Genomic DNA, 4,868 nt, shown 5'->3' on the forward strand with positions numbered 1-4,868 from the left:
GAGGCGCCGCCCGTGCCGCGCACCAACCTGCCCGCGCAGCTCACCAGCTTCGTCGGCCGGGAGGAGGAGTCGCGGCGGGTCGGCAAGCTGCTCCGCGAGACCCGGCTCGTCACCCTCACCGGGCCCGGCGGCGCCGGGAAGACGCGGCTGGCCGGGGAGAGCGCCGCCGCGCTCGTCGAGGAGATGCCGGACGGCGTCTGGTTCGTCCCGCTCGCCCCGGTCACCGAACCGGGCGACGCCGTGCAGGCCGTGCTGTCCGCGCTGGGCGTCCCCGAGACCGTCCGGCCGGGCGAGACGCGCGTGGGCGTGCGGCCAATGGAACGGCTGATCGACTTCCTCGCCGCCAAGCGCATGATCGTCGTCCTGGACAACTGCGAGCACCTCATCGACGCCGTCGCGCGGCTCGTCGACCACGTCCTCGCGCAGGCGCCCGGCGTCCGGATCCTCGCGACGAGCCGCGAGCCGCTCGGCATCACCGGCGAGTCGCTGTGCCCCGTCCCGTCGCTGCCGCTGCCGGACGAGGACGTCGCCGACCCGGCCGACGCCCTCGGCTACGCGTCGGTACGGCTGTTCGCCGACCGGGCGGCCGCCGTCCGCCCCGGCTTCGCCGTGGACGCCGGCACCGTCGCCGACGTCGTCGCGATCTGCCGGGCGCTCGACGGCATCCCGCTCGCCATCGAACTGGCCGCCGCCCGGCTGCGCTCCCTCACCCCCGGCCAGGTCGCGGCGCGGCTCGGCGACCGGTTCCGGCTGCTGACCGGCGGCAGCCGCACCGCGCTGCCCCGGCACCGCACGCTGCGCGCCGTCGTCGACTGGAGCTGGGACCTGCTGGACGACGTGGAGCGCACCGTGCTGCGCCGGCTGTCGGTGTTCGCGGGCGGCGCCACGCCCGAGGCCGCCGTCCACGTGTGCGGGCTCGACGGGGACGAGTCCCACGACGTCATCGACGTGATCGCCGCGCTGATCGACAAGTCGCTGGTGATGGTCGACGGTGACGCCGACGTCCGCTACCGGCTGCTGGAGACCGTCCGCGTGTACGCGGCGGAGCGGCTCGCCCAGGCCGGCGAGGAGCGGCGCGTCCGCGACGCTCACGCCGCCTACCTCGTCGGGCTCGCCGAGCGCGCCGAACCGGAGCTGCGCCGCCGCGACCAGCTGCGCTGGGTCGAACGTGTCGCCGCCGAGCGCGACAACATCACGGTCGCGTTCCGGCACCTGACCGAGACCGGCGACGTCCGGATGGGGCTGCGGCTCATCGCGGCGCTGGTGTGGTACTACACGCTGCGCGACCTGGAGGTCGAGGGGGGCGGCTGGGCGGTCGCCATCCGCGAGATGGCCGGCGGCGCCCCGCCCGCCGGCCTGGAGGAGGAGTACGCCCTCTGCACCATCTCGGCCGGCCTCGTCAGCGAGATGAAGAGGGAGTCCGGGCCGACGCCCGAGTCGCTGCGGGCGATGATGGACGACATCCTCGCCGTCGTGCCCGAGTCGCCGATGCACCCCGTCCTCGCCCTGGCCCGCCCGGCGTCCGCCATCTTCACCGGGGACATCCACGAGGTGCGGGAGCGGCTGAGCGGCATCAGGGAGCACCCCGACCCGTGGGTCCGGGCCGTCGCCCGCGTCCTCCAGGCGCACATGGGGATCAACGTCGGGGACATCGACGAGGCCGCGACGGAGGCCGCCGACGGCTACGCCCGGTTCCGGGAGCTCGGCGACCGCTTCGGGATGATCGTCGCCCTGAGCGGGATGATGCAGGTCGCGCTGGCGCGCGGAGAGCTCGCCGACGCCGTCCGGTTCGGCGAGGAGGCGTACGGCTACGCCACGACCGGGGTCAGCCACGAGCAGGGCGCGGCGATCCTCACCCAGCTCGGCCTCGCGCGGGCCCGGCTCGGCGATGTCGCCCGCGCCCGCGAGGACCTCGAACGCGCCATGGCGCAGACGGAACGGATCGGCGAGTTCGCCGACGCCGCGGCCGCCTCCCTCTTGCTGTGCGAGCTGTCGCTCCAGGAGGGCGACCGGGAGACCGCACGCGGCCACGCGGACCGCGCCTACAAGTGGATCGAGCACCGCGAGCACCGGCCCGACGTCGTCCAGTCCGCCCGCCGCACCTACAGCCGCCTCGGCTGCCTCGCCGAAGAGGACGGCGACCTGGAGGCGGCGCGGCGCTGGCACCTCGCGGCGTTCCGCAACCTGGGGGGCGACGCGCTCATGGGCAACCCGACCGTGGCGACCCTCATCGAGGGCCTCGCCGCCTACGCCGCCGCGCGCGGCGACCACGTCCGCGCCGCCGAACTGCTCGGCACCGCCCACAACCTGCACGGCTACCCGGACTCGGCGTCCTACGACGTGACCCGGACGCTGTCCACCGCGAAACGGGCACTGGGCGGCGACGCGTTCACCGCCGCCTACGAGCGCGGCCGCTCGGTCACGCGCGAGGAGATCTTCGAGCTGGGCGTCGACCTGGTCACCTCCATCTGACCTCCGCCCGCGGCGGCGGCCGTCCGATCGCGGAAGGCGCCCGCGCCGCCCGAGGAGCGCGACCGGCTTCCGAAAGCAGCGGACGCGCCGTTCCCCGGCCGGGGAACGGCGCGTCCGCTGCGCGGGATCGTCTCAGGTGCGGCGGGAGTACATGCGCATCGCCAGGGGGAACGTGACCGCGATGATGCCCGCGGCCCAGGCGAACGTGTACCAGACGTGGTCGCCGACCGGGCCGCCGACCGTCAGCGCCCGCACCGCCTCCGCCAGGTGCGTGACCGGGTTGACCTTCGTCCACGCCTCCAGCCAGCCCGGCATCGTGGACGTGTCCGGGACGAGGATGCTGCTGCCGAACGTCAGCGGCATCACCCACAGGAACGCGAGCCCCTGCACCGTCTCCGGCGACGGCGCGAGCAGCCCCACCAGGACGGAGACCCACGACATCGCGAGGTAGAACACGTACGCCACCCCGAACGCCGCCAGCACCGACAGCGGATCGGTGTGGAACCGGAAGCCGAGGATCGAACCGAACCCGACGAGCATCGTCATCACGGTGATGAACCGGACCGTGTCCCCGAGGACCGTCCCGATGAGCGGCGCCGAACGCGCGATCGGCAGGCTGCGGAACCGGTCGAACACGCCCCGGTGGATGTCCTCGTTCAGCGCCGTCCCGAGCCCCATCGTCGCGAACATCGCCATCTGCGCGACGAGCCCCGGAAGCAGCTTCTGCAGGTAGGAGTGCGTGTCGCCGGCGACCGCGCCGCCGAACACGTACAGGAACAGGATCAGGAACACGATCGGCATCAGCGTCGTGTCCAGCAGCTTCTCCGGCGAGTGCTTCAGCTGGGCGACATTGCGCCACGCCAGCGTCAGGCCGTGCCGGAGCGTGCGGCGCGGGCTGATCCGCGCGGGCGGCTCGGCCGCCGCCGGGCGGACGTCGACGGTCATCGTGGTCATGCCATGCTCCCCTCGGGGACGAGTTCGGACTGTGCTTCTTCGGCGAGGTGGCCCGTCAGCGTGAGGAACACCTCGTCCAGGCTCGGCAGCCGCAGCGCCAGCTCCGCCGCCGTGATGGACGCGTCGTCCAGCCGCCGGACCAGCGCCGACAGGAGCTTCGGGTCGTTCACCGCGGCCGTGACGACCCCGGTCGCGTCCTGCACCTCCGGCCGCTCGCCGGTGAGTTCGGCGACGATCGCGGTGAGCTGGGCGGTGCGGTGCGGCTCCGTCGCGCGCACCACCAGGGTCTGCTGCCCGATCTGCCCCTTCAGGTCGTCGGACGTGCCCTCGGCGATGACGCGGCCGTGGTCGAACACCGCGATCCGGTCGGCGAGCGCGTCGGCCTCCTCCAGGTACTGCGTCGTCAGCAGCACCGTGGCGCCGTCGGCGACGACCTCCCGGACCGTGTCCCACACCTCGTTGCGGGCCCGCGGGTCCAGCCCGGTCGTCGGCTCGTCCAGGTAGATGACCTCCGGCCGATTGATCAGGCTCGCCGCCAGGTCCAGCCGCCGGCGCATGCCGCCCGAGTACGTCTTGACGGCGCGGGACGCGGCGTCGGTGAGGCGGAACCGGTCGAGCAGCTGCCGGGCCCTGGCCTTCGCCTCCCTGCGGCTGAAGTCCAGCAGGCGGGCGATCATCACGAGGTTCTCGGTGCCGGTGAGCTCCTCGTCCACCGACGCGTACTGCCCCGTCAACCCGATCTTCGCCCGGACGCGCGCCGAGTCCTTGACCACGTCGTAGCCGGCCACCTCGGCCCGGCCCGCGTCCGGCTTGAGCAGCGTCGCCAGCACCCGCACCGCGGTCGTCTTGCCGGCCCCGTTCGGACCCAGCACCCCGAGCACCGTGCCGCGCCGCGCGGTGATGTCCACGCCGTCCAAGGCCCTGGTCTCACCGAACCTTTTCCGCAGCCCCTCCGCGCGGATCACTTCGTCCATCGATCTCGCCTTTCGCATCTGCGTCATCTGTGACGGTCACCACCGTGCGGGAAGGCGCTGACATGCCGCGTACATCGGCGTCCGGACGCTGACAGACCGCTGACGCCGCACTGATGCCGACCCGGAAAGGCGGTCCTGACCTGCGGCTTCGACGTTCGGGGTGGAATTTTGGGCGGCGGCTTGCCTTTGCCGTCGGTGTTGGACGAAGCGGACACCCGGGGGCGGCCGGCGGTCTCCGCGCCCGGATGCGCGGGCAGCGCTGATTTGACGGGCCCTCCGGGGCTGCCTAATCTCTGTCGTGCCCCAAGGGGATGCGGGACGCCGAACGAGGCGGCCGGCCCCGGGGGAAGCCGACAGAGGAAAACGGTTCGCAGCTTGCTTCGAGCCGGGGTACTCTGGATAGGCAAGCCCAGACGGGATGCAGGACGCCGCGAGGTGGCCGGCCCGCAGGGCATCTCCTACGGATCG

The 4,868-nt window shown here is 73.3% G+C and carries 3 protein-coding genes; 1 reads left to right on the plus strand and 2 read right to left on the minus strand.

Features of this window, described 5'->3' with window-relative positions:
- Positions 1-2,472 (plus strand): ATP-binding protein (locus ACIWVC_RS33540; RefSeq protein WP_396455083.1); only part of this gene is annotated, 2,472 nt, incomplete at its 5' end.
- Positions 2,473-2,604: 132 nt separating this feature from the next.
- Here ACIWVC_RS33540 and ACIWVC_RS33545 read toward each other — a convergent pair.
- Both ACIWVC_RS33545 and ACIWVC_RS33550 read right to left on the minus strand, forming a co-directional pair.
- Positions 2,605-3,426 carry an ABC transporter permease gene (locus tag ACIWVC_RS33545; RefSeq protein ID WP_396449617.1) on the minus strand — a complete coding sequence of 274 codons (822 nt, stop codon included), beginning with the start codon at positions 3,424-3,426 and terminating at the stop codon, positions 2,605-2,607.
- Complete coding sequence (locus tag ACIWVC_RS33550) at positions 3,423-4,400, minus strand: ATP-binding cassette domain-containing protein (RefSeq protein WP_396449618.1); 978 nt, start codon at positions 4,398-4,400, stop codon at positions 3,423-3,425. The genes ACIWVC_RS33545 and ACIWVC_RS33550 overlap by 4 nt, the downstream gene beginning before the upstream one ends.
- Positions 4,401-4,868: the final 468 nt, after the last annotated feature.

The organism is Actinomadura sp. (assembly GCF_044508335.1).
Taxonomy (GTDB): domain Bacteria; phylum Actinomycetota; class Actinomycetes; order Streptosporangiales; family Streptosporangiaceae; genus Spirillospora.